Below are 25,056 nucleotides of genomic sequence, written 5' to 3'. Positions count from 1 at the left end.
AACCTGTGCCACACGCATCACCCATCGGCTACGAGTGGCAGCACGGCGCACTGCTACGCGCCTCCACCGCTGCCGAACCGATACCCCTGCCCGACCTGTCCCTGTACGGCGACGACGCGGCCGCACAGGGCCGGGCATGGCTGGCCACGGTGTGGCGCGACCAGGTGCCCCACGCGCTGGCTGCCGCCAGCCCCATCCTGTTTCAGCAGGTCGCTGCGATTCTGGACGGCAAACACACCGACGCCCGGCACGTGCGCCGAGCCGTCCTGTCGCTGGCCTCATACCTGTTGCGCTGGAATCACCGGCCCACACCGTTCGGCGTGTTCGCCGGGGTCGTCTCCACACGTGTCGGCCAAGCCCCACGTATGGCATGGAGTGGCAAGCAGCGGACCGTGCTACGCGCAGACGCCGACTGGCTCACCGACGTCATCACCCGCCTCGAACAGTCTCCTGGGCTGCTTGCCCGACTGGATGTCGTCGCCAACAACGCGGGTCAACAACGCGGTAACCGGCACGTCGTGCCCGGTCTGGCGTCCGATGCGCATGCCAAGCTCCTGGCCCCGGTCGAGCTATCCATCCGCCGTACCCGTCCCGTGACCGCCGCCCTCACCGCAGCCGTAACGCCCGTCCCGTACAGCTCCCTGCTGCGCAGCCTGGCCGAGCGGTTTCCGGCCGCCCGCCCGGACCAGCTCTCCAGCCTCCTCGCCGACCTCCTGTCCAAGCACATCCTGATCAGCAGCCTGTGGCCGCCGATGACGTGCACAGACACACTCACCCACGTGTGCGAGCAGTTGGAGAAGGCGGACGCCACCAGCATTCCCGACATCGCAGACCTGGCATCGCAGCTCGCGTCGATCCGGGACGGCGTGAACCACCCGGATACCGCCGCCCCGTGGACTCCCGGCACCCGGCTGACGCAGAGCATGCAGCAGGTGAGTGGCGCCACCCGCGTGCCGCTGCTGGTGGACACCGTCCTGGACTGCGACGTCCAGGTCCCCGAGCACCTGGTGCGTGAAGCTGCCGAAGCCGCCACCGTTATGTACCGGCTGACGCCGCACCCGTACGGCTATCCGCAGTGGCGGGACTACCACCAACGGTTCCGCGCCCGATACGGGGCCGGAGCGATGGTGCCTGTCCTGGACCTGGTGGCTGACAGTGGTCTCGGCCTCCCGGCCGACTATCTCGGCGCGGATCGCACCCGCGCCCCGCGCCACCTGGTCGAGCGGGACGAGACCATCCTCACGCTACTTCAGCAGGCCATGCTCGACGACAGCCCCGAGATCGTCCTCACCAAGGCGGCGGTGTCCGAACTTGCGGCTGGCGACACCGAACTCTTCCTCCCTGTTCCGCGGGCGGAGGTCGCGGTGGAGATCCACGCCGCGTCGCTGGACGCCATCCGGCGTTCCGACTACCGGCTGCTGATCACCGGGGCGCCGCGTCCGGGCAGCAGCATGCTCGGGCGCTTCGCCCATCTGCTTCCACCTGAGGCGCAGTCCGCTCTGGCGTCCAGCTACGCGACTGCCAGCCCCGGAGCGATCCCCGCACAGCTGTCATTTCCTCCGCGCCGCCGCCGCAATGAGAACGTCACCCGCACTATGCAGGTGCTGCCGCACGTCATTCCGCTGGGTGAGCACCTTTCGCCGGGACCCGGCGTCATCCCGCTGACCGACCTGGCAGTCACCGCAGACGCCCGGCAGTTCTACCTCGTGGAGATGTCCACCGGCCGCCGCATCGAGCCCCGCGTCCCGCATGCTCTGGAAGCCTCGGTCCACACTCCGCCCCTCGCCCGGTTCCTGGCGGAGATCACCATCAGCAGATGTGCGGTGTACAAGGCGTTCAACTTCGGCGCCGCCGCGCGCCTGCCGTACTTGCCGCGCGTGCGGTACAAGCGCACCGTCCTCGCGCCCGCACGGTGGCTGCTGGCCGCCGAGGACCTTCCCGGCCGCAGGGTCACGATGCCCGACTGGGAGACCGCGCTGGACCGATGGCGGGACAAGTTCCGCGTGCCCGACCGTGTGGCCCTGGTCGAGTACGACCAGCAGCTGCCCATCGACCTGTCTCAGCGGTTGCACCGGGCGGTGCTGCGGGCCCGGCTGGACAACACCCGTCGGATCGAGCTGCGCGAAACCCCCGGCCCGGGGGACCGCGCCTGGATCGGCCGCCCGCACGAACTGCTGATCCCCCTGAAGCTGGCGAACACTGCCGGCCTCCGCCCTGCAGCACCCGTATTCACGGCACCAGCCGTCACCTCCAAGGCTCTGATGCCGGGACGTGCATCAATCCTGCACGCCCAACTCCACGCCCACCCACAACGCTCCGACGAGATCCTGACCGGACACCTGCCCGGCCTGCTCGCCCAGTTCACTGATCCGCCACGGTGGTGGTTCCGCCGTCACCGCGACACCACACGGCCCGACTCCGACCAGCACCTGGCGCTATACCTCCACCTGCCGACTCCGGACGACTACGGCGCAGTCTCCGCCATCCTTCACAACTGGGCCGACGCCCTACACGACCAGCGCTTGGCCTCCCGCCTGGAGCTGGCCACCTACCAGCCACAGACCGGCCGCTACGGTCGTGGCCCCGCCCTTGATGCAGCCCACGCCGTATTTGCCGCAGACTCGGCCGCCTGCCAGGCACAAATACACCTCACGTCCGGCAACACCGACACCGGCCACGCCCTCACCGCCGCGAGCATGTACGACCTGGCGACACAGTTCACCGGCGACGCGGACCAGGCAGCCGACTGGCTGACCCGCCACCTGCCCCGCGAACAAGGCCCGCTGGACCGGGCGCTGCTGCGTCAGGCCCTCGCCCTGACCCACCCCGACGAGACAGCACTCCGGTCCATCCCCGGCGGCCCCAACGTGGCCGCCGCCTGGCAGGACCGCGCCGCCGCCCTGCACATGTACCGCGACCGACTGGCCGCGCAGCGCGACCCCCACACCGTGCTGTTGTCCCTCCTCCACCAGCACTACATCCGCGCGTTGCCCGTCGACCCCGACCGCGAACGCCTCACTGGCCGACTCGTCCGAGCCTGCGCCCTGCGCCACCGGGAGAGCCGACCGTGACCACCACAACCAGCCCGGCCACCGCCGCCGACTCCTTCGCCCGGCACCTGACCACCCCCACATCCCCAGCCGAAGGCCAGCCCTGGACAGCACAGTCCCTGGCCGTCGGCGCAGCCGGCACCGCCCTGTTTCACATCGAGCGAGCCCACACTGGCAACGGCACCTGGCAGCAGGCACACACCTGGATCAAGAGCGCCGTCGCCAACGACATCAGCGCCGCCGACACCAGCGGCCTCTACCTGGGCGTGCCCGCCGTCGCCTTCATGCTCAGCTGTGCCACCACCACCGACTCCGGCCGCTACCACGACGTCCTGGCCACGATGGACCGGCATGTTACCGATCTCGTCCACCGCCGTGCCGATGCCGCCGGCACCCGCGTCCGTAGCGGACGCCGCCCTGCCTTCCACGAGTACGACGTCTTCCACGGGATGACCGGCATCGGCGCCCATCTCTTGCGCCGCGCCCCGGCCGGAAACGCGATGGAACGTGTCCTCTCTTATCTCGTGGCGCTGACGCGGCCTACGCGCGATAACGATCACGTGGAGTTGCCCGGCTGGTGGGTCGGCCACGACCCGCACCTCACCCAGTCTGAGCAGTTCACCGGCGGGCACGCCAACCTGGGCGCGGCCCACGGCATCACGGGCCCGCTGCTGCTGCTCGCCCGCGCCCTGCGTGAAGGCGTGACCGTGGACGGCCACCAGGACGCCATCGACACCGTCCTCGGCTGGCTCGACGAGTGGCGGCAGGACGGCCCCAGCGGACCTTGGTGGCCGGAACACCTCCACCTCGGCGACCTCCACGCGGGAGCACCCAGCCAGACCGGTCCGGCCCGGCCCAGCTGGTGTTACGGAACCCCCGGCATCGCCCGCGCGGGGCAACTCGCTGCCATCGCCCGCCACGACACCGTCCGACAGCACATGTATGAGGACGCCTTGGCCCGCTGCCTGACCGACCCGGGCCAGTTATTGACGATCGCCGATGCGGGCCTGTGTCACGGCTGGGCGGGCATCTACCAGACCGCCTGGCGCGCGGCCCACGACGCCGCCACCCCGGCGCTGCGCGCCGCCCTGCCCCACCTAACAGCCGCCCTCGTCCGGCACGCCCGCCCCGGACCCGACCCCGGCTTCCTGCAAGGCGACGCGGGCACCGCCCTCGCCCTGACCACCGCAGCCCACGACACAGCGCCGACCTCGGGATGGGACGCATGTCTACTGATCGACTGAACAAACCCATCCACCTGGAAGCGACCCTGCACGCCGTGCTGGAGGTCCTGGCCGGCGCCGGCACCGACACCGCCGCAGCCCATGCCGGACTCGACCCCGCCGACCTGGACGCCGCCATCGCCGTCTACCAGCAGGCCGGGCAGCACGCGCTCGCCCAGCAGGCAGGGCCCCCGGCGTGGCGTCAGCTCTACGTCCAGTTCACCGACTGGGACAAGGCCGAGCGGACCGCCGCCGACCACATCGCCCCCGTCCTGGACCTGGCCCAACAGGACGAGCTGATCACGGGCTGGTGGTTCATTCGGAAGCACCCGTGCTGGCGGATGCGCCTGCTCCCAGCCCCCGGAACACAGCTCCCCCCGACCCTGGCCGACACGCTGGACGAACTCACCGCCGACGGGCGAGTCCACCGCTGGTGGCCCGGCATCTACGAGCCCGAAGCCGCGGCATTCGGCGGTGATATCAGCATGACCATCGCCCACACCCTCTTCCACGCCGACAGCCGCGCCATCCTCGCCCCAGCCCATGGCGAGCTGGGCCGCCGGGAGTTGTCGCTGCTACTGTGCGCCACTTTGATGCGGGCCGCCGGACTGGAGTGGTTCGAGCAAGGCGACGTCTGGCACCGCGTCACCCGGGAACGGCCCCTGCCCCCGGACGTACCGGCGGCCAAAGTCCACGCCATGGCCGGAAGCGTGCGGCAACTGCTCCTCGCCGACACCAGCCCCACCGGCCCCATGCTCCAGTCCGACCGCACGCTCAGGCCCGCCGCCGACTGGGTCCACGCATTCCGCCACGCGGGAACAGCTCTCGGCACAGCCGCCCGGGCCGGAACCCTCGACCGCGGCCTGCGTGAGGTCATCTCCTACCACGTGATCTTCCACTGGAACCGCATCGGCCTGCCTTCCCGCACCCAGAGCATCCTCGCTCACGCGGCCCGCACCGCGATCCTGCACCCCATTGACTCCGTGGAAAGGCCGACGCCGTGACCGCGACGCCCCCGCAGGCAAAGTTCCGACGGCTCGCCAAGCGGTTCCCGCTGGTCAGCCGGTCCCACCTCGTCTACCCCAACTTCGCCACCCGGATCGAAGAGGTGCGCACCTGTGCGGAGAAGTCGACGCAGGATGGCCCCCTCCTCGATCGAATCGACCTCGCGTGCGCGACCTGGAACCTGTCCGCGCTGATCGCCTCTGACTGCGGCCTGACCGACCTGGCGACTGACCTGTGCCTGCGCCAGCTCCGCCTCTTCCAGACGGCATGGCCCATTACCGGGGACGCTGCCATCAACAGCCTCCAGCCGATCGTTAACCTCGTACGACTTGCCGCCCGAGCCGGAGACCCGAGCTCCGCCTACCAGCAGCTGATGAGCGTGCACCGCGCCGTACACGATGGCGGCACCGTCACCGTCTACGGCCAGCCCATCGACCTCACCGACTTCACCACCGACGCAACCCGGGACCACATCCAGCCCTGGCTTCGTACCCTCCTGCTCGAAGATGGCACCCGGCTCCTTGTCGCCACCGGTCAATGGCCCCAAGCGGCAGAGCATGCGACCGCCTACGACAAGGCCCCTGAGCGGCTGCACGACGGCAGGCAAGCGCAGGTCGTGGCACGCCTGCACACGGCCGGCCTGGAGGCAGCTAACTCCCTGATCGACAAGGCTACGATCACCGAACCGTGGGAGAAAGCCGTCGCACAGATCCTGCGCCACTACGCCGACCACCTTGCGGGATACGCCACGGCAAAAGCGTTCACTACTGTGGCCCGCGCCGTGCGGGATGCCCTGGAGCCCACCCCGCCGCACCTGCGAATGTTCCGAGTGAAGCTGGTACTGGCAGCGACCGACCTGGCACCAGAAGACTGCGAAGCCCAGACACAACCCCTGCACAACGCGATCGTCAGCGACACCACACAGGCAAACGACGCATACGCTGCGCGCGAGATCCTGCGCCACCCCGCCCTATCGGCTAGTGAACGGTCACGCCGTGAGCTGGAAGCGATCGTCCGCGACGGCGGCCTCGGTCAGGGAGCCTTGCCGGAGTCGGTGCTGTCCACGATCACGCAGGCCGTCATCACGGCGGGAGCGAGCCTCGTTCACTGCCTCGCCGTCTCCCCTTGAATCGAGCGGGTGATGGTGCTGAGGGCGTGTTGGAGGTGGAGCCGCTGGGTGGGCGATCGTCCCAGCGGGTGCCGATATGACCATCCGACCGGATGAGCAGTACCCCGCATGGGTTGAGGCCGTTCGGAGCTGGTCGCGGCGTCGGTTCTGCACGTCAAGCATGAGCTGGCTCGTGCGTCGGCGCGGGGCCCGGGGCACAAGACGAGCTCGGGCCAGTCGGCGCGCGCGGCTCCTCGAGTGTGGGAACGAACCAGACCCACCCCCTTCGGGGTAGAGCGGGGCAGAAGCGCCCAGGCGGTGAGGCCGCCCGGCCCACCACCGGCGATCAATACCGCCGCCTCGGCGTCAGTCGCGGGCATATGGCATGGTCCTTCACGGCCGGACGCGCTCACCCGGCCCGGCCCGCCGCCGGGATCGTCTCGGCGTCGGGCACCGGGCCCGGCGGGGTGCCGTCGCCGAAGGGGCGGCCGCCCAGTTGCTCGCGGTGGTGCGGGGTCAGCCAGCCGGAGAGGTCGGGGCCGAGCGGGACGATGCGCCGCGGGTTGATGTCGGTGTGGACCTGGTAGTAGTGGCGCTTGATGTGGTCGAAGTCGACCGTGTCGCCGAAGCCGGGGGTCTGGAAGAGGTCCCGGGCGTACGCCCACAGCACCGGGTCCTCGCTGAGCTTGTTGCGGTTGCACTTGAAGTGGCCGTGGTAGACGGCGTCGAACCGCACCAGCGTGGTGAACAGACGGATGTCGGCCTCGGTGATGGTGTCGCCGACCAGGTAGCGCCGGGTGGACAGCCGCTCGGAGAGCTGGTCCAGGCGGGCGAAGAGCCGGCGGTACGCGTCCTCGTACGTCCGCTGGTGTTCGGCGAAGCCCGCCCGGTACACGCCGTTGTTCACATCGCGGTAGACGGCCTCCGCCACCTCGTCGATCTCGTCGCGGTGCGCCTCGGGATACAGGTCCGGGGCGCCCTCGCGGTGCAGGGCGGTCCACTCGGTGGCCAGGTCCAGGGTGATCCGGTGGTAGTCGTTGGTGACCAGGGCGCCGCTGGGCACGTCCACGAGCGCGGGCACGCTCACCCCGCCCGGGTATCCGGTCTCGCGGGCGTCGTACGCCTCGCTGAGGAAGGCGATGCCCAGCACCGGGTCCCGCTCCCCCGGGTCCAGGGTGAACCGCCAGCTGCGCTCGTCCTGGATGGGGTCGGTGACCGCCAGCGAGAGGGCGGGCTCCAGGCCGAGCAGCCGCCGGGAGATCAGCGAGCGGCTCGCCCAGGGGCAGGCCCGGCTGACCACGAGCCGGTAGCGCCCGGCCTCCACCGGCCAGCCGTCCCGGCCGTCGGCGGTGATCCGGTCCGCGAAGTGCGGGGCGGAGCGGCTGAACTCTTCCCAGGGGCTGTTCTCGTCGGCGGGGGTGTCCTGGCCGGGGCCGGGGGTGTCGGCGGGGGACAAGGTGACCATCTCCTTGCGGCGGTGGGGCTTGCGGCGGTGGGTGCTCACGGACCGTGAGCCTTCTCCAGCTCTCGATGTACCCGTCCACACAATTCACTCACCCCGTTTTCACACGGGGTGTGCGGTGCTGACCCGCGTCCGTCCTGCGCACACTCTCCCGCCCCACCTCGCCACGCGCTTCACTCGGGTTGTGAGAAGCGCACGGAAGCACATTCCGGAAGGGGAACAGCCCGTGACCACCGAGCCCGAGCAAGCCGCGTTAGCCGTGGAGCTCGCGGAAATCCGCCGCAGGGTCGATGTCGGTCTCGCCCGCGTCGACGGCCAGCTCGCCCTGCTGGACCACCGTGGGGACCAGGCCGAGGAGGACGTGGCGCAGCTGACGGCACGCGTACGCCATCTGGAGCACGGGCGCTGGCCGCTGAGGTCCATCGCCGCGCTGACCGGGGTGTGCGCGCTGGCGCTCGCGCTGTGGCAGGCCGCGGGCCGCTGAGACCCGCCGTCGAAGGGCCGTGTGGCCTGCCCGGCCGGGGGGCACGGCTGGGGGGAAACGGTCGGGGCACGGTCGGCCGACCGCCGGGGAGGGGCCGGTGCCGGTGGTCAGCCGAGGCGGATGTGGTGGAGCAGCAGCAGCGCGGCCGCCATGTTCGCGGCGGGCACCTCGCCCCGCGCCACCATGTCGGGGACGAGCTTGAGCGGCACCCACGCGCGCCGGTCGGACTCGAACTCGTCCTCCGGGGGTCCGACGTACGCGGCCTCCTCGGCCCAGTAGATGTGGTGCCGGGCGTCGGTGAGGCCGTTGGACGGCTCGACGGACAGCAGATGGCGCAGCGGGCCGGGGCGCCAGCCGGTCTCCTCCTCCATCTCCCGGGCCGCCGCGGCCACGATGTCCTCGCCGTCCTCCACCACGCCGGCCGCCAGCTCCCAGCCCCAGTTGTCGGTGATGAAGCGGTGCCGCCACAGCAGCAGCACCTCGTTCGCCGCGTTGACCACGGTGGCCACGGCCACGGGGCGCAGCCGGATCAGATAGTGGTCGAGGTGGCGGCCGTCGGGGAGTCTGACGTCGGCGAGGTTCACCCGGAACCACCGGTTCTCGTACACGGTCCGCTCCTTGAGATTCTTCCAGCGCACTGTCAGCCACCTTCCGCCGCACAGTTGGCAAGGCTGTCGACGAGGGCGCGGACCGGACTCAGAGGGGCACGCGCAGCGCCCCGTCGATGAGTTCGGCGGCTTCGGCAGTCGCCGCGCTCCCGCTCTCGGCGAGGTGTTCCCGTACGGCGCGGAGCCGGTCGCGTAAACGCCGGGACTCCATGCCGCGGGCCCGCTCGGTCATTTCCACCGCCGTGGCCCCCGCCCGGTCCGCGTCGCCCTGTCGCAGGGCGATGTGGGTGAGCATCGCCAGCCGGTGCACCCGGCCCCGGTCGTGCGCCGGGGTGCCGACCGCGGCGGTGGCGTGCTCCCGGGCGCCGCCGAGGTCGCCGAGGCTCAGCAGCGCCTCCGCGACCTGGACGTTGACCAGCCCGGGCTGGACGTAGCCGGTCTCGTCGGGCTCCTGGCCGGGGCGGATGCGGTCGGCCGCGGTCTCGGCGCGCCGGATGCAGGACAGCGCCCCGGCCCCGTCGCCCAGCCGCGCGTACGCCTTGGCCTGCATGGCGTACAGGTCGGCGGCGAGCGCGGGGGTGATGTGGGAGCCGGACGCGCGCAGCGCCGACTCGGCGAACGCGACCGCCTGCCGGTACTCCTTCATGAAGAGGGACTGGTTGACCAGCAGCGCGATGACGTACGCGCCCAGTCCGCGGTCCCCGCTCGCCTTGGCCAGCCGCAGCGCCTGGTGGAAGTAGCGCTGGGCCAGGCCGTGGGCATCCGAGTCGTACGCGCAGATGCCGGCGATGGCCACCAGGCCGCCGGTCGCCCGGTGCAGCTGGCGGCCGGTGGCGTCGGGGTAGCTGCCGCGCAGCAGCGGCGCGGTCTCGGCGTTCAGGAAGCCCACGACGCGGGCTCTGGTGGCCACGCCGCCGGCCTTGCGGTACAGCTGCTCGTAGTGGGCGCGGGCGGCGCGCAGCATGTCGATGTCGGCCATGCTGACGCGGGTGAGGCCGCGGCGGGAGACATCGGAGTCCTCGGGCGGGTTCTCCCACTCCCACACCGGGATGACGGCGGGGGTGCCGGTGACGGCGGGCGCGGCGACGACGTGCGGCCGCTGCTGTTCGTCGGAGCGCCACAGCGCGGTGGCGCGCTCGACGAAGCCGGACAGCGGGGTGGCGGGGGCGCGGGGGCTGCCGGGGGTGCCGAGGCCGATGTCGTCGAGGGTGAGCGCGCGGTGCAGCCGCTCGCCGAGCACCTCGCAGATGAGGTCGGGCACCTGGCCGCGGGGGCGCTGGCCCTTCAGCCAGCGGGCGACGGCGGTGTGTTCGTACCGCAGCTTCATGCCGCGGGCCCGGCCCGCCTCGTTGATGTGCGCGGCGAGCCCGGCGTGGGAGATCCCGGCCTCGTCGAGTACGGAGTCGAGCAGTGTGTTGGGCTCCATGGCCCCCTCCTGGTGCGCCCCCAGCCGCGTGCCCCCGGTGTGGCCAGCGTAGTGGAGGTCAGTTCGCACGGGGTGTGAAGTGACCGGGCGGGTGCCCGGGCTTGGATTCCTGGCTCAGCGCCAGCAGGGCGATGTCGTCGGCGAGCCTGCCGCCGGTGTGCCGCAGCACCGCCTCGCGAACCTGGGTGACGAGGGCCGCGGGGACGATCGGGCCGGGGCCGGCGGCCTCGGCCAGGGCGGTGCCGAGGGGGAAGAACCTGCCCTGGGCGTCGCGTGCGTCCTCGGCGCCGTCGGTGTGGAGGAACAGGGTGTCGCCGGGGTGCAGCGGGGCGCACCGGGCGGCGGGCAGGTCGGCGGGGAGCGGGAAGGGGCCGAGCGGGGGCAGCACCTCACCGACGGCGGGTCGGCGGATCCGCGGCGCGCCGGTGGCCTCCTCGGACAGCAGATACGGCCAGGGGTGGCCGCAGTTGAGCGCGGTCGTCTCGCCGTCCGGCCCGACCTCGAGGAGCAGTACGGTCACGAACTCCTCCGCGACCGGGGTGCCGGCCTCCTCGCCGGCCGGGGGATCGCCCAGGGCACGCTCGCGCAGATGCCGCTGGAGGGCGCGGTCCAGGCGGCGCAGTACGCCGGCGAGTTCGGGTTCGTCGTGGGCGGCCTCGCGGAAGCTGCCGAGCACGGCGGCGACGGTGCTGATGGCGGCGAGGCCGTGGCCGCGCGCATCGCCGATGATCACGCGCACGCCGTGGGGGGTGGCCAGCGCCTCGTACAGGTCGCCGCCGACCACGGCGCCGCGGCTGGCCGACAGATAGCCGCCCGCCACCTCGATGCCCTCCAGGCGGGCGGGCAGCGGTCGCAGCACCGCGTCCTGCGCGGCGGTCGCCACCGCCCGCATCTGCTCCAGTTCGCGCACCAGGCGCAGCCTGCGGCCGCCTGTGAGGTAGCTGGCGACGGCGACCGCGAGGATGGCGCCGCAGCTGACCAGGCCGGCGTGCGGTTCCTCCGCGTCGCCGTCGGGTTCCAGGGCGGTGGGCGGGGCGAGGGCGAACAGCAGGCTCGCGCCGCCGAGCAGCAGGATGCATCTGCGGCGGCCGCTGCTGGCACAGGCGATGGCGGGGGCGGCGGCGAGGAGCGGGACCACTTCGGTCTCGTGCGGGGTCAGCAGCTCCCAGCAGATCACGCCGAGCACCCACAGGCAGGGGACCGCGCGGTTGACGGCCTTCAGGCCCCGTGCTCCTTGTACGAACGCGCCGCCGACTACCCAGGTCCCGATCATGTGTCGCCCCCAACGCCGGCCAATGAGGCGGTCGGCCGGGCCCCTGGACGGTCGGTGCTGCGTGGGCCGTGCGACCGGGACGATTCTGGCGACAGCTCCTGTCAAAATGAGTAGTCGGACTCCGATTCTCACCTGATCGGGTGAGCGTGGCTCGGTCTCGTTGTCGAACGACGCGCCGAGGCGGCGGAAAGCGTTCCCCCGAACGCGGTGGGGCGCATCCCGCGCGACGGGATGCGCCCCACCTTTTCTCAGAGCACGCCTCAGGGCTCCACCGGTCCTCAGGCGCCGCGCAGTACGGCGCCGGTGCGGGTCACCGCCGCCGCGACCGCGGCCTCGCGGGCCGCCGAGGCCTCCTCGGCGGTCAGCGTGCGGTCGGGGGCGCGGAAGCGGAGCGAGTAGGCCAGGGACTTCTTGCCCTCGCCGAGCTGTTCGCCGGTGAAGACGTCGAACAGCCGCAGCGACTCGAGGAGTTCACCCGCGCCGGACCGCAGTGCCGCCTCGACGTCGGCCGCCGCGACCGAGGCGTCGACGACGAGCGCGACGTCCTGGGTGGCCACCGGGAAGGCGGACACGTGCGGGGCCTGGACCGGGCCCGGGGCCGCCTGCTCCAGGCGGTCCAGCTCGATCTCCATCGCGCAGGTGCGCTCGGGCAGGCCGAGCGCCTTGGTGACCCGGGGGTGCAGCTCGCCCGCGTTGCCGACGAGGATCTCCTGGCCGTCGACGAGGGCCAGCAGCGCGGCGCAGCGGCCCGGGTGCCAGGGGTCCTGCTGGTCCTGGCGGACGATCAGCTCCACACCGGCCGCCCGCGCCACGGTCCGGCCGGCCTCGACGGCGTCGGCCCAGCTCGCCGGGGTGCCCTTGCCCCACCAGCCGGCCTGCTCGCGGGCGCCCGTCAGGACGACGGCGGCGCGTCGCGGCTGGCTGGGCAGCGCGGCGTCGAGTGCGGCGATCTCCTCGTCGGAGGGGCGGCGGTCGACGGGCAGGCTGAGCGCCGCCGGCTCGTCGCCGGTGGCGCGGAAGACCAGACCGGTCTCGAAGAGCGCGAGGTCGTGCGCCCCGCGGCCGTCGTTGCGCCGCAGCGCGGCGAGCAGCCCCGGCAGCAGGGTGGTGCGCAGCGCCGGCTCGGCGTCGGAGAGCGGGTTGACCAGGCGGACCGCGTCGCGCCGCGGGTCGTCCGCGGCCAGGCCCAGCTGGTCGAGCACCTCGTCGCCGATGAACGGGTAGTTCAGGACCTCGGTGTAGCCGGCGCCGGCCAGCGCCCGGCCGACCCGGCGGTGCAGCCGCTGCCGCTCGGTCAGCCCGCGGCCGGCGGGCGGCTGGGGCAGGGTCGAGGGGAGGTTCTCGTACCCCTCGAGCCGGATGACCTCCTCGGCGAGGTCGTTGGGGTCCCTGAGGTCGGGCCGCCAGCTGGGGACGGTGACGGTGAGGGTGTCGGCGCCGTAGACGTCGCAGCCGACCTGCTGGAGCCGGCGCACCACCGTCTCGCGGCCGTAGGCGAGGCCCGCGACCCGGTCCGGGTGGTCGGCGGCGAGCGTGATCGTGTGGGGCGCGCTGGGCGCCACGATCTCGGTGACGCCCGCCTCCGCGGTGCCGCCCGCCAGCAGCACCAGCAGGTCGACGGTGCGCTGGGCGGCCGCCGAGGCGGCCTCGGGGTCGACGCCGCGCTCGAACCGCCGGGACGCCTCCGAGGACAGCTTGTGGCGGCGCGCGGTGCGGGCGATGGAGACCGGGTCGAAGTGCGCGGCCTCGATGACCACGTCGGTGGTGCCGCGGACGGCGCCGGTCTCCGGGTCGGCCTGGGCGTCGGCGATCTCGGTGTTGGCGCCGCCCATGACCCCGGCGAGCCCGATCGGGCCGTTGTCGTCGGTGATCACCAGGTCCTCGGCGTCCAGGACCCGCTTGGTGCCGTCGAGGGTGGTGAGCTTCTCGCCCGGCTCGGCGCGGCGCACCCCGATGGACCCGCTGAGCCGGGACCGGTCGTAGGCGTGCAGCGGCTGCCCGAGCTCGAGCATCACGTAGTTGGTGACGTCGACGGCGAGCGAGACCGGCCGCATCCCGGCCTTCTGGAGCCTGCGCTGCAGCCAGATCGGGGAGTGCGCCTCGGGGTCGAGGCCGGTGACGGTGCGCGCGGTGAAGCGGTCGCAGCCGATCCGGTCGGAGACCGTGACCGGGTAGCCGTGGGCGTTGGGCGTGGGCACGTCCAGCAGGGCCGGGTCGCGCAGCGGCAGCCCGTAGGCGGTCGCGACCTCGCGGGCCACGCCGCGCAGCGACAGGCAGTAGCCGCGGTCCGGGGTGACGGCGATGTCCAGGACCTCGTCGACGAGCTCCAGCAGCTCGATCGCGTCGGTGCCCACCTCGTACTCGGGGGGCAGCACGATGATGCCCGAGTGGTCGTCGGCCATGTCGAGCTCGGCGGCCGAGCAGATCATGCCCTCGGAGACCTTGCCGTACGTCTTGCGGGCCGAGATCGCGAAGCCGCCGGGCAGCACCGCGCCGGGCAGGGAGACGACGACCTTGTCGCCGACCGCGAAGTTGGTCGCGCCGCAGATGATGTTCTGCGGCTCGCCGCTGCCGTTCGCCTGCCCGACGTCGACCTGGCAGTAGCGGATGGGCTTCTTGAAGCCCTCCAGCGTCTCGATGGCCAGCACCCGGCCGACCACCAGGGGGCCCTTGAGGCCGGCGCCGAGCTGCTCGACGGTCTCGACCTCCAGCCCGGCCGAGACGAGTTTGGCCTGCACGTCGCGGCCGGTCTCACCGGCCGGCAGGTCGACGTACTCCCGCAGCCAAGAAAGCGGGATCCGCATCAGATCTCCATCCCGAAGGGCCGGGTGAAGCGCACGTCACCCTCGACCATGTCTCGCATGTCTTCCACGTTGTGCCGGAACATCAGCATCCGCTCGATGCCGAAGCCGAAGGCGAACCCGCTGTACTTCTCCGGGTCCACGCCGCAGGCGATCAGCACCCGGGGGTTGACCATTCCGCAGCCGCCCAGCTCGATCCAGCCCTCGCTGGAGCAGGTGCGGCAGGGCCGGTCGGGGTTGCCGACCGAGGCGCCGCGACACACGTAGCACTGCATGTCCATCTCGGCGGACGGCTCGGTGAACGGGAAGAAGTTCGGCCGCAGCCGGGTGGACATGCCCTCCCCGAACAGCGCCGTGACCATGTGGTCCAGGGTGCCCTTGAGGTCGGCCATGGTCAGGCCCTCGTCGATGGCCAGCAGCTCGACCTGGCTGAAGACGGGGGTGTGGGTGGCGTCCAGCTCGTCGGTGCGGTACGTCCGGCCGGGGCAGATCACATAGATGGGCGGCTTCCGCTCGAGCATCGAGCGGACCTGCACGGGCGAGGTGTGGGTGCGCAGCACCACCCCGGACCCTGCGCCGTCCCGCCCCTTCGCGCCCTGCACGAAGAAGGTGTCCTGCATCTCGCGGGCCGGGTGGTCCGGCGGGAAGTTGAGCGCGTCGAAGTTGAACCACTCCGCCTCGACCTCCGGCCCCTCGGCGACCTCGTAGCCCATGGCCACGAAGACGTCCTCGATGCGCTCGGAGAGCGTGGTGATGGGGTGGCGGGCGCCGGCCGGGACCCGGTCGTACGGCAGCGTGACGTCCACCGCCTCCTCGACCAGCACCCGGGCGTCCCGCTCCGCCTCCAGCTCCGCCTGCCGGGCCGCCAGCGCCTTGCTCACCGCGCCGCGCGCCTGACCGACGCGCTTGCCCGCGTCGGCCTTGGCGTGCGGCGGCAGCGCGCCGATCTCGCGGTTGGCCAGCGCCAGCGGCGAGCGGTCGCCGGTGTGCGCGACCTTCACCTCGCGCAGCGCCTCGAGATCCCCGGCGGCGGCGACGGCGGCGAGCGCCTCGTCCCGCATCCGGGCGACCTCTTCTGGTTTCAGTGCCTCGACCTCGACAGGGTCGTACGACTTATTCGGTGCCGACATCTCTTCCCGTGCTTCCGATTGGCTGTGCGCGGCCTGCCTCGACCACTGGCGCGCCAAAGGTGCCAAAAGCCGAGTCTAGAGGGCGCTGGTCCGCGCTGTTCCGGGGGACGCCCCGGGCCCCGGGTGGCTGGTGTGGCCCGCGGGCTCCTCAGGCCAGGTAGGCCGGGGTACCCACGGGCAGGGTAAATCGGAACTCCGCGCCGCCGCCGTGGGCCCGGCCGACGGTGATCGTCCCGCCGTGTGCCTCGACGATGCCCTTGACGATGTACAGGCCCAGGCCGGTGCCGCCGCGCTTGCTGCCCCGCCAGAAGCGGGTGAAGACGCGGCTCATCGACTCCTCGGGGATACCGGGGCCCTCATCGCTCACGGTGACGGCGGTCCTTTCGACGGCGGGGCCTTCCGCGGCAGGCCTGGCCTGCTCGGGTGCCACCTCAATGGTGACGGTTCCCTCGCCGTGGCGCACCGCGTTTTCCAGGAGGTTCCCCAGCACCTGGTCGATCTTGTCCGGGTCGGCCCACAGGCCAGGCAGCGGTTCCCTGACCTTGATCAGGAAGCGCTCGGACGAGTGACCGGCGGCGGTCAGCGCCTGGACGTGGCGCCGCACCGCGGCCGCGATGTCGACCGGCTGGCGCCGCACCTCCAGGCGGCCCGAGTCGATCCGCGATATGTCGAGCAGCTCGGCGATCAGGCGGGTGACCCGGTTGGCGTCGGCGTCGACGGTCTCCAGCATCAGCCGCTTCTGGTCGTCGGTGAAGCGCTCCCATTTCGCCAGCAGCGTCGCCGTGAACCCCTTCACGGAGGTGAGCGGGGAGCGCAGCTCATGGGCGACGGTGGCGATCAGCTCGGCGTGGCTGCGCTCGGTGCGGCGGCGGGCCTCGGTGCCGCGCAGCGAGACCACGACCCGGCGCACCGGGCCCGTCGGCCGCTCGCGCACATAGCGGGCGGAGACCAGCACCTCACGGCCGCCGGGGAGCAGGAGGTTCCGCTCGGGCTGGCCGACGCGGGTGGCCAGGCCCCCGTACGGGTCGGTCAGCGCCCACCAGCGGCGCCCCTCCAGGTCCTCTAACGGGAGCGCGCGCTCCAGCTTGCGCCCGAGCGCGTCGGCCTGGCGGGTCGCGGTGATCCGGGCCGCCGCGGCGTTGAAGCAGGTCACGCGGCCGGTCTCATCGGCGATGACCAGGCCGTCGGGCAGGTCGTCCGGGTGCACGCCGAGGCCCGCGGCCTCGTCCGGCTCCCATCGCGCATATCCCTGGCCCGGCGCTCCCAGGCGCGTCCCGGGCGCACAGGCGTCACTCGACCTGGCGCCGGAGGTCCTGACGTCCATCCCCGCACCCCCTCTTCAAGCCTGTCGGCTCGCGGCCGGACGCCCCCTTTGACGACAGACCCTGGGCCCCCAGAGGGGGCAACCCTACTAGGTCGATGTGACGGAGCGGCACCCTCCGGGAGCGCGCTGCGCACGAGCGGAGGCATAGAGGCACACGGCGGCGGCCGTGGCGAGGTTGAGGCTTTCGGCTCTGCCGTGGATCGGAACGCGCACCACCTCGTCCGCGAGTGCGCGGGTCGCCTCCGGCAGCCCCCACGCCTCATTGCCGAAGATCCAGGCCGTGGGCGCGCCCAGAACCCCCTCGTCGAGCTCGGTGTCAAGGTCCCGCTCCCCCGCCCCGTCGGCGGCCACCACCCGCGCCCCGGCCTGCCGCAGCCCGCTCACGGCCCGTTCGACGGGCACGCCGACGGCGACGGGCAGATGGAAGAGGGAGCCGACGGAGGCCCGCACGGACTTGGGGTTGTACAGGTCGACGGAGGCGTCGGTGAGCACGACCGCGTCCGCCCCGGCGGCGTCCGCGCAGCGCAGCACGGTGCCGGCGTTGCCCGGGTCGCGGACGTGCGCCAGGACCGCGACCAGCCGGGGGCGGGCCGCGAGTATCTCCTCGAACGGCACGTCCAGGAAGCGGCACAGCCCGACGATGCCCTGCGGGGTGACGGTGTCCGACATCGCGGCGACGACCTCGTCGGTCGCGGTGAGCACGGGGGCGCCCGCGGCGCGGGCGGCGGCGACGATGTCCGCGTGGCGCGCGGCGGCCTCCACGGTCACGTACACCTCCACCAGGTGCGCCACCGCCTCACGGACGGCCTGGGGGCCCTCGACGAGGAATCGGCGCTCCCTGCCGCGGAAGCTGCGCTTGGCGAGCCGTCTCGCCGCGGTGACGCGCGGCGATTTCAGGGAGGTCAGCTCGGGGGTCGCCATCGGGTGTGCTCTCGCTTCTGTTGTCCGGTGCCCGCCGACACGCGCGGACCCGCAGGTGACAGGTCACCTGCGGGTCCGTTGCCAGGTCGGGCTCAGCGCCGCGGTCAGGCAGCCTTCGGGGCGTTGACGTCGCTCGGCAGCGCCTTCTGGGCCGCCTCGACCAGCGCGGCGAAGGCGTTCGCGTCGTTGACCGCGAGGTCGGCCAGGATCTTGCGGTCCACCTCGATGTTGGCGGCCTTCAGACCCTGGATGAAGCGGTTGTACGTGATGCCGTTGGCGCGGGCAGCGGCGTTGATCCGCTGGATCCACAGCTGGCGGAAGTCGCCCTTGCGCTTCTTGCGGTCGTTGTAGTTGTAGACCAGGGAGTGGGTGACCTGCTCCTTGGCCTTGCGGTACAGGCGGGAGCGCTGGCCCCGGTAGCCGCTGGCCTGCTCGAGGATCGCCCGGCGCTTCTTGTGGGCGTTGACTGCCCGCTTGACGCGTGCCACTTGTTTAACTCCTTGTACGGGGCCGCGGCTGACTCACGCGGCCCGGAAACGAATAGGTCCCGGTCGGCTCGGCGCTCGCCCCGCCGCAGCGGGGCGGGGCGTCACTTGCCGAGAAGCTTCTTGATCTTCTTGGCGTCGGCCGGGGCCATCTCGGTCTTGCCGGCCAGGCGGCGCGTCAACGTGGACGGCTTGTGCTCGAGAAGGTGGCGGCGACCGGCGCGCTGGCGCATCACCTTGCCGGAGCCGGTGAGCTTGAAGCGCTTGCTGGCACCACTGTGCGTCTTGTTCTTCGGCATGTCGCCGTTCTCTCCTCGTCGGGACGCCGTCCGGCCGCACAAGGGCAGGCTCAAGCGTCGGGATGTTTCTGGTTGTGTCCGGGGCGCGCGGCCCCGGGGCGAGGCTCGCGCCTCGACATCACGCCTCGGCGGGCTCCTCCGCGGGGCTGGTGCCCTGCTGGCGCTCCGCCTTGCGGGCGGCCTGCGCCTCGCGGGCTTCGGCCATCGCCTCGGTCTTCTTCTTGTGCGGACCGAGGACCATGATCATGTTTCGGCCGTCCTGCTTCGGGTTGGACTCCACGAAGCCGAGCTCCTGGACGTCCTCGGCCAGCCGCTGGAGCAGCCGGTAGCCGAGCTCGGGCCGGGACTGCTCACGGCCGCGGAACATGATCGTGATCTTGACCTTGTCGCCCTGCTTGAGGAACCGGACGACGTGACCCTTCTTGGTGTCATAGTCGTGCGGGTCGATCTTCGGCCGGAGCTTCATCTCCTTGATGACCGTGTGCGCCTGGTTCTTGCGCGCCTCACGGGCCTTCATGGCCGACTCGTACTTGAACTTTCCGTAGTCCATGAGCTTGCAGACCGGCGGGCGTGCGTTCGCCGCCACCTCGACGAGGTCGAGGTCGTACTCCTGCGCAAGCTCCAGGGCCTTGGCAAGCGGCACGATGCCGACCTGCTCGCCACTGGGACCGACGAGTCGCACCTCGGGGACGCGAATCCGGTCGTTGATGCGGGGCTCGGCGCTGATGGGGCCTCCTCGGTTGCACCACGCGACCGCCTGGCGGGCAGCCACGTAACGTCTGTTCTTTGTGGGACCACCGCACCGTGACGTGGAAAACGCCCCGGACGGTACACAGGCGGGGCTCCTCATTGACCGGGAGCACCGCCGCGATATCACCGCGGGGCGCAGCCTGACCGATGACCTGCCGACCCGGGGGTCGGTCAGGTGGGAGTTCGGAGCCTCCACTTGCGGGCCGGACACGCGAGTGACCGGCCGGTCGTTTCTCTACGATACCAGGACCCGCGGCGTACGCTCACCGGCCCGCCACGCGCCCCCTGGCGAAGGCCCGCCGCGACCCCGCCTAGGCTGGGTCGCACCACCCATCAGGAAGTGAGCCTCCAGCACCATGAGTGACGCCAACGCCGGGCAGCAGCAGGCGCCCGACTTCGAACAGATGACCCGCGACATCGCGGACGTGCCCGCGGTCGAGGTGATCACGACGGTCGCGGTGCACCTGATGAGCGCGGCGGCGGTCAATCTGGGGCTGGCCGAGGAGGGCCCCCAGCACAAGGACCTGGACGAGGCGCGGAAGCTGATCAACGCCCTGGCCGGGCTGGTCACCGCCAGCGCCACGGAGATCAGCTCCTTCCACGCGGCGCCGCTGCGCGACGGGCTCAAGTCGCTGCAGCTCGCCTTCCGCGAGGCGTCGGTGGTGCCGGACGAGCCGGGCCAGGGTCCGGGCGAGAAGTTCACCGGGCCGGTCTTCGGACGCTGAGCGCCTCGCCCGAAGGCTTGGACTGAAGGGGCTTCGGCTGAAGGCCTCAGGGGGCTTCCGCCGGGGCTTCGGAGGGGCCGCGGGGCCCGGCTCACGCGGCCTCCGGCGGCTTGGTCTCCGGTCCGCCCGGCTCGGGTCCTCCGGCCTCCGGACGGCCCGCCCCGGGGCGCCTGCCGCCCAGCCGTCTGCCCCAGGGCATGTGCGGCCGGGGGCCGGTGACCTGCTCCCGCTCCTCCTCGGCGACCGGATGCCCCGGGTGGGTGAGCATGTGCAGGCCCGCCGCCAGCACCCCGCCGATCATCGGCGCGACCAGGAACAGCCACAGCTGCGAGAGCGCGCCGCCGCCCGCGAACAGCGCCGGGCCCAGGCTGCGCGCCGGGTTCACCGAGGTCCACGTCAGCGGGATGCCGACCAGGTTGACCGCCGTGAGGGCGAGGCCCACCGGCACCGGCTCGGCGGCGACCATCGTGACCTTGCCGGTCACCGTGAGGTAGATGAAGACCAGCAGCAGGGTGAGCAGCACCTCGGCGAGGAAGGCCCCGCCGCCGCCGATGCCCACCGGCGACCGGCCCCCGTAGCCGTTGCTGCCGAAGGCGTCGTCCGTCACCAGCCTCGGGACCTGCTTGGCCAGCAGGAAGAGCAGGGCCGCGCCGACGATCCCGCCGACCAGCTGGGCCACCCAGTACTCGATGGCCGCACGAATGTCCATCCGCCTGGCCAGCAGCATCCCCAGGGTGACCGCCGGGTTGATGTGACAGCCGGAGATCCGGCCGAAGGCGAAGGCGACCACGATCAGGGTGAAGCCGAAGGCGAACGAGATGCCGACCGCGTTGATGTAGTCGCCCGCGAGGACCAGGGAACCGACCCCGAAGAAGACCAGCATCGCGGTTCCGACGAATTCGGCTACGACCGTCCTCGTCTCCGTGGCTCTCGTCTCCGTCGTACTCGTATCCATTGGCGCTCTCCTCGATCGGATCGATCGCCAGTTGTCGTCCTAGCATTGTGGGACGAATGGGGAGATTTCGCCTGTCGGAGATCGTGCAGAAGATCGGGGAAACGCGGGCCCTGCGGCTCGCGCGGGCTCAGGGTCCCCCGTACGCTCAGCGGCTGAAGAGCGGCTCCCCGGGCACCGGCGTCCCGGGCGGCAGCAGCGCCAGGTCGAGGCCGCGCACCAGCCGGGCCCGCAGCGTCTCGTCGGCGGCCAGGGCCTCGGCGACCCGCCGCACGGTCTCGGGCGCGGGGGCGCCGGACTCCAGGGTGAGCGCCAGCATCCCGTCCGCGTCCGCGGCGGGCGTCAGATGGGCGCGGAGCACCCCGGGCTCGGCGGCCAGCACGGTGCGCAGCGCCGTGGCGACCGCCGGGTCGGCGAGCGGGTCGGCGCTGGTCCGGCCCTCGGCGAGGGCGAGCAGGGCGGGCCCGGTCAGCTGGTACGGCACCGGCCCGGCCAGGTCGAGCACCACGGTGTCCGCCTTCTCGTGCGCGGCGGCCTCGAGCGCCTGGCGCAGCGGTACGGCCACCGGCCGGGCGTCCGGGCGCCAGCGGGCCAGGGTCTCCAGGGAGGTGAAGGCGGGCAGGGCGCGCCGGCCGTCGGGGGCCTGCAGCGTGGGCACCGCCATGTCGCTGGTCTTCTCCCGGCGCAGTCCCCCGGGGCCCTCCTCGACCTCGCCGAGGAGCGCGACCACCGGCACCAGCAGCCGTGCTCCGCTGAGCGCGCCGAGCACCTCGGGCTCGGTCGCGGGGTCGTCGGCCCAGGCGGCGAGCGCCGCGGTCAGGCGGGGGTCGGCTGAGCCGTCGTCGCCGGAGAAGCCGGGGTCGGGGATGTTCTTGAGCGCCACCCGACGAGGGTATCGGTGGCGGGGAGAGGACAACTGCGGCGGGGGGCCGAGGGAGGGAGCGGCATGGAACGGGTGAGCAGGAGGGACGGCGCGCCGGCGGAGGCGCGGCCGGCACCGTCGGCCGCCGCGCTGGACGCGGCGCTGGACGCGGCGCAGGCCGACGCGCTGAGCGCCGTCGCGGACGGCACCGACGCCCGGTTCTCGGTCGCGGTCCTCGACACCGGCTCCGCGGCGCGCGCGGTGTACGGCGCCGACGCGTACGACACCGCGAGCATCGTCAAGGTGGACATCCTCGCCGCGCTGCTGCTGCGGGCGCAGGACGCCGGGCGGGAGCTCACTGCCCAGGAACGCTCGCACGCCGCGGTGATGATCGAGCGGAGCGACAACGACGCGGCGACCGCGCTGTGGCGGGAGATCGGCGGCGCGGAGGGTCTCGACGCCGCGAACGAGCGGCTCGGGCTGACGGACACGTACGGCGGCGCCTCGGGGAGATGGGGGCTCACCCGGACCACCGCCGCCGATCAGCTCACGTTGCTGCGTCAGATCTTCACCGAGGGACCACATGTCTTCACCGACGGACAAGCGGGCGGCGAGGCGGCGCTCGGCGAACGGTCGCGGGCTTACATACGGCGGCTCATGGGGCAGGTGGTGCCGGAGCAGGCGTGGGGCGTCTCGGCCGCCGCCGACGACCCGGCGCTCACCCGGCTCAAGAACGGCTGGCTGCCGCGCACCGCCACCGGCCTGTGGGACGTCAACAGCATCGGCCAGGTCACGGCGAAGGGTCGCACGTATCTCGTGGCCGTGCTCTCCGATGGTCACCCGGACAAGGACAGCGGCGTCGCGGTGGTGGAGCGCGCCGCACGCGCCGCCCTAGGGGTTGCCCTTTCCTGAGTCCCGGGCAGTTCCTGACGCCCGGGCACCTCCTGACGCCCGGGCGCTTCCTGAGGCCCAGGTGCTTCCTGAGGCCCGGGCGCTTCTTGGGGATCGGGTCAGTCGCCGAACGGGCGGCCGCGCCGGGGCCGGAGGAACGCCGGCGCGCGGAGCGGCCCCGCGCCGCGCCACAGCGTCACCGCGGCGGCCAGCAGGCCGGCGCCGGCGAAGGCGGCGGTGAGGGCCAGGCGGTTGGGGCCGCCGTCGTCGCCGCCGGCCGCGGAGGCGCGCTGCGGGCCCGGGCCGAAGTAGCGCTGCGGGGAGGCGCCCACGGCGGGCCGCTGCGCCCGGGGCTTCAGCTTCTCCCCCGCCTTGATCGCCGCCGCCGGGTCCACCAGGCCCGCGCCGAGCTCGTCGCTGCGGCCGCCCTTCGGGCGGTCCTGGGCGGTCTCGGTGAGCAGCTGCCGGATCTGGAGGGGGCTCAGCTCGGGGTGGGCGGCGCGGACGAGCGCGGCCGCCCCCGAGACGAACGCGGCGGCGGCGCTGGTCCCCCAGCCCGCGTAGTAGCGCCGGTCGGGGTCGGCGATGACGACATCGACGCCGGGCGCGCAGACCGTGGCGTACCAGCGGCGGGTGGAGAAGGAGGCGCGTGAGCCGTAGCGGTCCACGGCGGTCACGGCGATCACCCCGGGGTAGGCGGCCGGGTAGGAGGCCCGGTCGCCTTCCTTGCCGCCGTTGCCCGCCGAGGCCACCACGACCACGCCCTTGCGCAGCGCGTACTGCACGGCGGCGTCCTCGGCGGGCTCGGGGTGCGCGGACTCGCTGTCGTCGCCCAGCGACATGTTGATCACGTCGGCGCCGTGGTCGGCCGCCCAGCGGATCCCGTTCGCCAGCGCGCCGCCGCGTTCCTTGCGGGCCTTCCTGCGAGCCGGGTCGTCCTCTTCGAGGATCACCCGCACCGGCAGGATCCTGGCCTCGGGGGCCACGCCCATCACCCCGTCGCCGCCGGCGGCGCCGTGGCCGTGGCCCGCGATGATCCCGGCCATCGCGGTGCCGTGTCCGGCCCAGGCGGCGTCGCCGCGCCCGGCGCCGAAGCCGATCAGGTCCTTGCCCGGGAGCACCTGGCCCGCGAGGTCGGGGTGGCGGTCGTCCACCCCCGTGTCGAGCACGGCGACCGTGACGCCCGCGCCCTTGGTCATCCGCCAGGCGGTCGGGGCGTGGATGGCGTCCAGCGCCCACTCCTGCGCCTGTATGCCGTCCGCCTGGGCGGGTACGGCGGGCAGCAGGGCCAGCCCCGCCGCGGCGAGCCCGGCCCCCAGGGTGCGCCGCAGCCGCCGGCACCGGGTCATCGCGGGGCCTCCGTCTTGGCCAGCGCGCGATGGAAGGCGCGTTCGATCTCGTCGGCGATGCCGCGCGCGTCGTGGCCGAGGCCCGCCTGGGCCGGGGCCGTCGTGGCGCCGCGGCGGGTGGCCTCGCCGGCCGGCTGCGGGGCGGTGACCTTCCGGCCGTCGGCGAAGCCGGTCACGGTGTACACGACGGCCGGGGCGTCGGTCAGGACCTTGATCCGCCAGCTGGCGCGCTGGGCGTCGCCGAAGTCGGCGGCGGCGGTGCCCTTCGCCGCGTACGGGCGGGGCATCAGGTCGGCGCGTTCGCCGAGCCCCTCGGAGTCGAACCGCTCGCTGAGCCCGCGCATGGTCCCGGGCCCCGCCTTGGCCACCAGCAGGCCGACGGTGGTCACGCTGGTGCTGGTCGCGTCCGTGTAGGTGGCACGCAGCAGTCGTTTGCAGCCCACCGGGGACAGGGCCTTGGCGAGCAGCGGGTCGAAGGCGCCGCCGCAGCTGCTGTCCGGGGCGACCGCGATCCGGGTCCAGGTGCGGTCGGCGCCGCCGGGGCCGTGGCCGCGCAGGGTGCGCGGGAAGAGGTCGTCGACGGGAACGCTGTGCCAGGCGGCGCGGGCCCGTGCGTAGCCGTCCCCGGCCGCCGGGCGGGAGCCGGAGTCGCCGGTCAGCCAGGATCCGGCCGCCGCGCCGCCGAGCAGTCCGAGGCCGAGGACCAGGCACGCGGCGGCGGCCGCGACCCGGCCGGGGCCGCGGCGGCCGGCCGTCCCCCGGGAGCCGGTGCTGTCTCGCGGGCCCGTGCTGTCGTACGGGTCGTACGGGTCGTAAGCCGGGGCCGGGTCGGGGCGGCGCCAGGGGCCGAATCCGGCGGGCTGGTGGCCGCGCGGCGCCGGGGCGGCGGGCGGCGGGGTGCGGGAACGGGGGGCGGCGGGCGGCGCGG

General features: G+C 72.9%; 22 protein-coding genes. 7 read left to right on the top strand and 15 right to left on the bottom strand.

The annotated features are described in order from the left end of the window. The first annotated feature begins 5 nt into the window (after positions 1 to 5). Genes ABFY07_RS16645 through ABFY07_RS16630 form a run of 4 tightly spaced genes read left to right on the top strand, consistent with a single transcriptional unit; the run spans position 6 to position 6,407 of the window. Positions 6 to 3,071, top strand: a complete 3,066-nt coding sequence (locus ABFY07_RS16645) for a lantibiotic dehydratase (protein WP_346175259.1) — start codon at positions 6 to 8, stop codon at positions 3,069 to 3,071. Beyond that, positions 3,068 to 4,294 carry a lanthionine synthetase C family protein gene (locus ABFY07_RS16640; protein ID WP_346175258.1) on the top strand — a complete coding sequence of 409 codons (1,227 nt, stop codon included), beginning with the start codon at positions 3,068 to 3,070 and terminating at the stop codon, positions 4,292 to 4,294. Before ABFY07_RS16645 ends, ABFY07_RS16640 begins: the two co-directional genes overlap by 4 nt. After that, positions 4,276 to 5,277, top strand: a complete 1,002-nt coding sequence (locus tag ABFY07_RS16635) for a thiopeptide-type bacteriocin biosynthesis protein (RefSeq protein ID WP_346175257.1) — start codon at positions 4,276 to 4,278, stop codon at positions 5,275 to 5,277. The genes ABFY07_RS16640 and ABFY07_RS16635 overlap by 19 nt, the downstream gene beginning before the upstream one ends. Next, the gene (locus ABFY07_RS16630) at positions 5,274 to 6,407 is read left to right on the top strand and encodes a hypothetical protein (RefSeq protein ID WP_346175256.1); all 1,134 of its coding nucleotides are present in this window, start codon (positions 5,274 to 5,276) and stop codon (positions 6,405 to 6,407) included. The genes ABFY07_RS16635 and ABFY07_RS16630 overlap by 4 nt, the downstream gene beginning before the upstream one ends. A 388-nt stretch (positions 6,408 to 6,795) precedes the next feature. Here the strand turns inward: ABFY07_RS16630 and ABFY07_RS16625 are convergent, their stop codons facing one another. After that, positions 6,796 to 7,890 carry a glutathione S-transferase family protein gene (locus tag ABFY07_RS16625; RefSeq protein ID WP_428836940.1) on the bottom strand — a complete coding sequence of 365 codons (1,095 nt, stop codon included), beginning with the start codon at positions 7,888 to 7,890 and terminating at the stop codon, positions 6,796 to 6,798. A 184-nt stretch (positions 7,891 to 8,074) separates the two neighbouring features. On the opposite strand from ABFY07_RS16625, the gene ABFY07_RS16620 reads away from it, so the two are divergent. Continuing rightward, on the top strand, positions 8,075 to 8,332 hold the full coding sequence (locus ABFY07_RS16620) for a hypothetical protein (protein ID WP_346175255.1): 258 nt from the start codon (positions 8,075 to 8,077) through the stop codon (positions 8,330 to 8,332). Positions 8,333 to 8,439: 107 nt separating this feature from the next. On the opposite strand, the gene ABFY07_RS16615 is transcribed toward ABFY07_RS16620, so the two are convergent. From ABFY07_RS16615 to infC, 10 genes are all read right to left on the bottom strand, one after another. Further along, the gene (locus ABFY07_RS16615) at positions 8,440 to 8,970 is read right to left on the bottom strand and encodes an NUDIX domain-containing protein (protein ID WP_346175254.1); all 531 of its coding nucleotides are present in this window, start codon (positions 8,968 to 8,970) and stop codon (positions 8,440 to 8,442) included. 58 nt (positions 8,971 to 9,028) lie between these two features. Next, entirely contained in the window at positions 9,029 to 10,366 is a 1,338-nt protein-coding gene (locus tag ABFY07_RS16610; protein WP_346175253.1) for an NsdA family TPR-like regulatory protein, read from the bottom strand. Positions 10,367 to 10,424: 58 nt separating this feature from the next. Then, positions 10,425 to 11,639, bottom strand: coding sequence for a PP2C family protein-serine/threonine phosphatase (locus tag ABFY07_RS16605; protein WP_346175252.1), 1,215 nt, complete (start codon positions 11,637 to 11,639; stop codon positions 10,425 to 10,427). 278 nt (positions 11,640 to 11,917) lie between these two features. Next, a complete protein-coding gene (gene pheT / locus ABFY07_RS16600) occupies positions 11,918 to 14,443 on the bottom strand; it encodes a phenylalanine--tRNA ligase subunit beta (protein ID WP_346175251.1) in 2,526 nt (841 codons plus the stop codon). After that, on the bottom strand, positions 14,443 to 15,570 hold the full coding sequence (gene pheS / locus ABFY07_RS16595; RefSeq protein WP_346175250.1) for a phenylalanine--tRNA ligase subunit alpha: 1,128 nt from the start codon (positions 15,568 to 15,570) through the stop codon (positions 14,443 to 14,445). Before pheS ends, pheT begins: the two co-directional genes overlap by 1 nt. Positions 15,571 to 15,718: 148 nt before the next feature. Further along, positions 15,719 to 16,894, bottom strand: a complete 1,176-nt coding sequence (locus ABFY07_RS16590) for a sensor histidine kinase (RefSeq protein ID WP_346175249.1) — start codon at positions 16,892 to 16,894, stop codon at positions 15,719 to 15,721. Between the two features lie 87 nt (positions 16,895 to 16,981). Continuing rightward, a complete protein-coding gene (locus tag ABFY07_RS16585; RefSeq protein WP_065965959.1) occupies positions 16,982 to 17,815 on the bottom strand; it encodes a TrmH family RNA methyltransferase in 834 nt (277 codons plus the stop codon). A 104-nt stretch (positions 17,816 to 17,919) separates the two neighbouring features. Next, entirely contained in the window at positions 17,920 to 18,303 is a 384-nt protein-coding gene (rplT, locus tag ABFY07_RS16580; RefSeq protein WP_014175141.1) for a 50S ribosomal protein L20, read from the bottom strand. 101 nt (positions 18,304 to 18,404) lie between these two features. Beyond that, positions 18,405 to 18,599, bottom strand: coding sequence for a 50S ribosomal protein L35 (gene rpmI, locus ABFY07_RS16575; protein WP_014175142.1), 195 nt, complete (start codon positions 18,597 to 18,599; stop codon positions 18,405 to 18,407). 118 nt (positions 18,600 to 18,717) lie between these two features. Continuing rightward, on the bottom strand, positions 18,718 to 19,371 hold the full coding sequence (gene infC, locus ABFY07_RS16570) for a translation initiation factor IF-3 (RefSeq protein WP_346175248.1): 654 nt from the start codon (positions 19,369 to 19,371) through the stop codon (positions 18,718 to 18,720). A gap of 334 nt (positions 19,372 to 19,705) precedes the next feature. Here infC and ABFY07_RS16565 point away from each other — a divergent pair, with 334 nt between their 5' ends. Beyond that, positions 19,706 to 20,074 (top strand): DUF1844 domain-containing protein, encoded by a 369-nt coding sequence (locus ABFY07_RS16565; protein ID WP_065965957.1) that lies wholly within the window; start codon positions 19,706 to 19,708, stop codon positions 20,072 to 20,074. 91 nt (positions 20,075 to 20,165) lie between these two features. On the opposite strand, the gene ABFY07_RS16560 is transcribed toward ABFY07_RS16565, so the two are convergent. Together ABFY07_RS16560 and ABFY07_RS16555 are read right to left on the bottom strand one after the other, a co-directional pair. Continuing rightward, entirely contained in the window at positions 20,166 to 21,029 is an 864-nt protein-coding gene (locus ABFY07_RS16560) for an aquaporin (RefSeq protein ID WP_346175247.1), read from the bottom strand. A gap of 145 nt (positions 21,030 to 21,174) precedes the next feature. Further along, a complete protein-coding gene (locus tag ABFY07_RS16555) occupies positions 21,175 to 21,909 on the bottom strand; it encodes an SseB family protein (protein ID WP_065965955.1) in 735 nt (244 codons plus the stop codon). Positions 21,910 to 21,972: 63 nt separating this feature from the next. Between ABFY07_RS16555 and ABFY07_RS16550 the strand changes: the two genes are divergently transcribed. Next, complete coding sequence (locus ABFY07_RS16550; RefSeq protein ID WP_346175246.1) at positions 21,973 to 22,800, top strand: serine hydrolase; 828 nt, start codon at positions 21,973 to 21,975, stop codon at positions 22,798 to 22,800. A 98-nt stretch (positions 22,801 to 22,898) separates the two neighbouring features. Here the strand turns inward: ABFY07_RS16550 and mycP are convergent, their stop codons facing one another. Then, entirely contained in the window at positions 22,899 to 24,128 is a 1,230-nt protein-coding gene (gene mycP / locus ABFY07_RS16545; protein WP_346175245.1) for a type VII secretion-associated serine protease mycosin, read from the bottom strand. Continuing rightward, positions 24,125 to 25,056, bottom strand: a 932-nt coding sequence (locus tag ABFY07_RS16540) for a hypothetical protein (protein WP_346175244.1), incomplete at its 5' end; no start/stop codon positions are given. The genes ABFY07_RS16540 and mycP, both read right to left, overlap by 4 nt.

The sequence above is a fragment of the Streptomyces sparsogenes subsp. cuspidosporus genome (assembly GCF_039532705.1).
Lineage (GTDB): Bacteria > Actinomycetota > Actinomycetes > Streptomycetales > Streptomycetaceae > Streptomyces > Streptomyces sparsogenes.
The sequence above is the reverse complement of the archived record's forward strand: the minus strand, read 5'-3'. Positions and strand labels throughout refer to the sequence as shown.

Bases quoted from the DNA above. Each gene is read 5' to 3' on its own strand.
- ABFY07_RS16565 (WP_065965957.1), top strand. From the start codon at position 19,706: ATGAGTGACGCCAACGCCGGGCAGCAGCAGGCGCCCGACTTCGAACAG.
- rpmI (WP_014175142.1), bottom strand. From the start codon at position 18,599: ATGCCGAAGAACAAGACGCACAGTGGTGCCAGCAAGCGCTTCAAGCTC.
- mycP (WP_346175245.1), bottom strand. From the start codon at position 24,128: ATGACCCGGTGCCGGCGGCTGCGGCGCACCCTGGGGGCCGGGCTCGCC.
- pheS (WP_346175250.1), bottom strand. From the start codon at position 15,570: ATGTCGGCACCGAATAAGTCGTACGACCCTGTCGAGGTCGAGGCACTG.
- ABFY07_RS16610 (WP_346175253.1), bottom strand. From the start codon at position 10,366: ATGGAGCCCAACACACTGCTCGACTCCGTACTCGACGAGGCCGGGATC.
- ABFY07_RS16590 (WP_346175249.1), bottom strand. From the start codon at position 16,894: ATGGACGTCAGGACCTCCGGCGCCAGGTCGAGTGACGCCTGTGCGCCC.
- ABFY07_RS16605 (WP_346175252.1), bottom strand. From the start codon at position 11,639: ATGATCGGGACCTGGGTAGTCGGCGGCGCGTTCGTACAAGGAGCACGG.
- ABFY07_RS16635 (WP_346175257.1), top strand. From the start codon at position 4,276: ATGTCTACTGATCGACTGAACAAACCCATCCACCTGGAAGCGACCCTG.
- ABFY07_RS16585 (WP_065965959.1), bottom strand. From the start codon at position 17,815: ATGGCGACCCCCGAGCTGACCTCCCTGAAATCGCCGCGCGTCACCGCG.
- ABFY07_RS16560 (WP_346175247.1), bottom strand. From the start codon at position 21,029: ATGGATACGAGTACGACGGAGACGAGAGCCACGGAGACGAGGACGGTC.
- ABFY07_RS16550 (WP_346175246.1), top strand. From the start codon at position 21,973: ATGGAACGGGTGAGCAGGAGGGACGGCGCGCCGGCGGAGGCGCGGCCG.
- pheT (WP_346175251.1), bottom strand. From the start codon at position 14,443: ATGCGGATCCCGCTTTCTTGGCTGCGGGAGTACGTCGACCTGCCGGCC.